Origin of the sequence: Rugamonas sp., assembly GCF_025354735.1 — a bacterium.
Classification (GTDB): Bacteria; Pseudomonadota; Gammaproteobacteria; order Burkholderiales; family Burkholderiaceae_D; genus Rugamonas.
Genome location: NZ_JANXMI010000305.1, coordinates 1 through 3,331 on the forward strand (window position 1 = coordinate 1; position 3,331 = coordinate 3,331).

Genomic DNA, 3,331 nt, shown 5'->3' on the forward strand with positions numbered 1-3,331 from the left:
CAGCCGACGCCGGCTGCCGATGCTGCTGCGTCGGCGGCCGGTGGCGTACATGGGGCGGCGTACGGTGGGCGGCGCAAATGGCCGACCACGTGCATGGACGGCGGCGGGCCTTACCCGGTGGCGTCGCCCGTTTGCTGGAAATGCTCGGCGATGACATCGAGCATGGTCAGATCCGGAATGCTGCCCAGCAGCGACAGCGCGTGCGTGGCCAGCTCGCGCGGCACATGGCCGGTCAGATGGCTGAAGCGGCCACCCTGGTCCGGGAACACGTCGAAGATGCCGTAATCGCCGTTCTCCATGCGCAGCGCGAACCACGACGTCGTCTTCGGCTCGTCGCGCACCCACGGCTGGGCGTCGCGCACGAATTGTTCGGCCTGCGCATCGTGGTTGGTTTTGGCGCGGAAGGTCAGCAGCAGGCCCTTGGTGTCGGCCGTTGCCGGCGGCGTCGCCGGCAGCTTGTCCGCCAGCACCTCGACGCGCTCGATGACCGGCGCGCGCACGAACAGCTCCGTGCTCTTGGCGCGCAGCGCGGCGGCGACCGCGCCATCCAGATGCGCGTTGCGACCGGCATCGTCGTCGAAGGCATCGAAGATGCCGTACTGCGAACGGCTGAAGCGCAGCGCGAACCAGGCCCGCGTCTGCGGCTCCTGCGTCACCTGGCGGCGCGCCGTCACGAGAAAATCTTCGACCGTCGCCTCCATGCCCGGCTTGACTTCCAGGCGTACCAACAGGGCTCGACTTGTCATCTCACACCTCCTTGAAATTGTGGCGGCGGGCCGCCGCCGGCGGACACTCCCATAGCTGACAATTGTGCGCGCACTGCCCGAATCGGGGCGCACAACTGCGCCGACCCCCGACCTTACTATCTTCTCGACCGCTCCGCCCGGGCCGGCCCGCGCGCGGCGCTGGTCCAGGCGTTTAAATCGTCGCTTTAGGCCAGGGCGCCGAGGAACTTTTGAAAGCGGCCCAGCTCGATCAGCGCGTCGGGGCGGTCGATTTCCAGCATGACGTCGTTGTAGGCGACGGCGCGCAGCGGTTCGATTTCGGCAGTGTCCGATAGGCGCGCTTCGGATAACAGGCCGGCCAGCGCAGCGGCATCGAGCCCGTGGGCCTTCGCCAGCAAGGCCGCGTATTTGCGCACGTCCGCATCGTTGGCCGCGATATGGTCGGCCGGCCGGACCGCCATATTGATGCTGACGCAGATCGCAAAAGCGATCCCCAGCCCGGTGCTGATCGCGGGCATCCGCGCCGACAGGGCGGCAATGGCGCCGCTGCCGGCCAACATCGTCAGGAATGTCAGGCTGGTCTGGATGCGCCGATAAAATCGCGCGGTGCGTTCACACAGGCGTTGGGCGTATCTCACATCGACTTGCAATTGTTCTTTGTTCGCTTCCATTCCTATTTCCTTTTCTTCACAGGTTTGGGCTGAGGTGGCGTCGGCTTGGGTTTGGGGGCGGGACGTGGCGGCACGTGGGCTTTGATCGGGTGCGGTTCATTGTAGGCCTTTCCGCCTCACGTCGACGCGGGCACACGCCATCATGCGACGAGCCGCGACAGCCCACCTGCCGAGCGTCAATGATGCGCACCGATCGCTTGCGCGGTGTTACCATGGCCGCTTCAAGAATGCGTCTTCGCCGCGCCGTGATCGGTGGCCGGCGGCGGCGTTCGATCAGCACTCCTGGCTGAGCGGCGATATTTTTGAGCGCTGGCTTTGCAGGAACCCCATGCTGACAGAATCCTTTGCCGTCCCCGCGCCCGCGGGCGATGCCTTGCGCCAGTTGACGATCGATTGCCTCAGTGAACACGGCTGGTCGCAGCAGAATTTTTTCCTGCCGCATGATTTGACGCTGGCGCTGGCCGCCGAATGCCGCGCGCTCAACGGCGGCGGCGCGATGGCGCTGGCGGCGGTGGGACGCGGCGCCGCCCAGGCATTGCGGCCGGAGATACGCAGCGACCGCATCCTGTGGCTCAACGCCGGACAGTCGGCCGCCTGCGACCGCTATCTGCTCATCATGAATGACTTGCGGCTGGCGCTGAACCGCGCGCTGTTCCTCGGCCTCGACGAATACGAAAGCCACTTCGCCTTCTACGCGCCGGGCGCGTCCTACCTGCGCCATCTGGACCGCTTCCGCGACGATGACAGCCGTACCGTGTCGGTGGTGATTTATCTGAATCCGGACTGGCTGACGGAGCAGGGCGGCGCGCTGCGCCTGCATCCCGACGGCGCCGCCGCCAGCGACATCGCGCCCGAAGGCAGCCGGCTGGTGTTGTTCCTGTCGGCCGACATGGCCCACGAAGTGCTGCCGGCCACGCGCGACCGCCTGTCGCTGGCCGGCTGGTTCCGGCGCCGCGCGTAAGGACGATAGCGCGCGGCGGCCCGCTTACAGAAAGCGGTCCAGTATCTTCTTGCTGTGCTTGTCCAGATTGTGGGTGTCGCGGATCAGGAAGTGGATGCCGTGAACGTCGGACACCAGCAGCGTATCGAGGCCGATGCGGCGGATGTCTTCTTCGCCGCGCAGCACGAACTCGGTGTCGCCGCGGTCGGTGACGACGGTCCAGGTGCACGGCGTCGCGTAGCTGCTGACGTCGACGATGCTGGAAATCTCGGGCATGAATTCGCGGCCCTCCAGCTCCTCGCGCACCAGCGCGGCGACCGCCGCCGGCAAGTCGTCGAGCCGGTCTATCCACGCCACTTCCTTGCCGTCGCCGGTCAGCATCGCCACGCCTTCGAGCGGCGCCTGCACCGGGAAGGCGCGCGCCGGCACCACGTTGTCGTAGACCTGGCCGTCGGTGGCGGTCAGCGTTAAACGGCCGTAGGCGTTGCGGGCCAAATCAAATTGCGTCGTCGTCATCTCGGGTTCTTTCTTATTGGCCGCTGTTGCTGTCGTCGTCGGGATCGGTGTCGACGTTGCGCGCCTGGGCCTGATACAGGCGGTAGTAAGCGCCTTCGCGCGCCATCAAATCATCGTGCGCGCCCTCCTCGACGACGACGCCGCGGTCGAGCACCACCAGGCGGTCGGCGCGTTGCAGCGTCGACAAGCGGTGCGCGATGGCGATCGTGGTGCGGCCGTGGACCAGGTTGTCGAGCGCCTTCTGGATTTCCTTTTCCGTCTCCGAATCGACCGAGGAGGTCGCCTCGTCGAGGATCAGGATGCGCGGGTCGATCAGCAGCGCGCGCGCGATCGAGATGCGCTGGCGCTCGCCGCCGGACAGGCCCTGGCCGCGTTCGCCGACCATCGAGTCGTAGGCCTGCGGCAGGCTCAGGATGAATTCGTGGGCGTGGGCGGCGCGGGCGGCGGCGATGATTTGCTCGCGAGTCGCTTCCGGCTTG

Annotated in this window: 4 protein-coding genes and 1 pseudogene; 1 reads left to right on the plus strand and 4 read right to left on the minus strand. The window is 66.7% G+C overall.

The genetic code is table 11. From position 1 onward, the window contains the following. Window positions 1–446 precede the first annotated feature (446 nt). Window positions 447–746: pseudogene (locus tag Q0S71_RS25050) on the minus strand (putative quinol monooxygenase); the annotation flags it as partial. Between the two features lie 185 nt (window positions 747–931). Next, on the minus strand, window positions 932–1,396 hold the full coding sequence (locus tag Q0S71_RS25055; protein ID WP_296001729.1) for a hypothetical protein: 465 nt from the start codon (window positions 1,394–1,396) through the stop codon (window positions 932–934). Between the two features lie 328 nt (window positions 1,397–1,724). Between Q0S71_RS25055 and Q0S71_RS25060 the strand changes: the two genes are divergently transcribed. After that, window positions 1,725–2,357 carry a 2OG-Fe(II) oxygenase gene (locus Q0S71_RS25060; protein WP_296001731.1) on the plus strand — a complete coding sequence of 211 codons (633 nt, stop codon included), beginning with the start codon at window positions 1,725–1,727 and terminating at the stop codon, window positions 2,355–2,357. Window positions 2,358–2,381: 24 nt separating this feature from the next. Here Q0S71_RS25060 and Q0S71_RS25065 read toward each other — a convergent pair whose 3' ends face one another. Beyond that, window positions 2,382–2,852, minus strand: coding sequence for a DUF1854 domain-containing protein (locus tag Q0S71_RS25065; protein WP_296001733.1), 471 nt, complete (start codon window positions 2,850–2,852; stop codon window positions 2,382–2,384). A 13-nt stretch (window positions 2,853–2,865) separates the two neighbouring features. After that, on the minus strand, window positions 2,866–3,331 hold a 466-nt coding region (locus Q0S71_RS25070), incomplete at its 5' end, for an ATP-binding cassette domain-containing protein (protein ID WP_296001735.1).

Bases quoted from the DNA above. Each gene is read 5' to 3' on its own strand.
- Q0S71_RS25055 (WP_296001729.1), bottom strand. From the start codon at position 1,396: ATGGAAGCGAACAAAGAACAATTGCAAGTCGATGTGAGATACGCCCAA.
- Q0S71_RS25060 (WP_296001731.1), top strand. From the start codon at position 1,725: ATGCTGACAGAATCCTTTGCCGTCCCCGCGCCCGCGGGCGATGCCTTG.
- Q0S71_RS25065 (WP_296001733.1), bottom strand. From the start codon at position 2,852: ATGACGACGACGCAATTTGATTTGGCCCGCAACGCCTACGGCCGTTTA.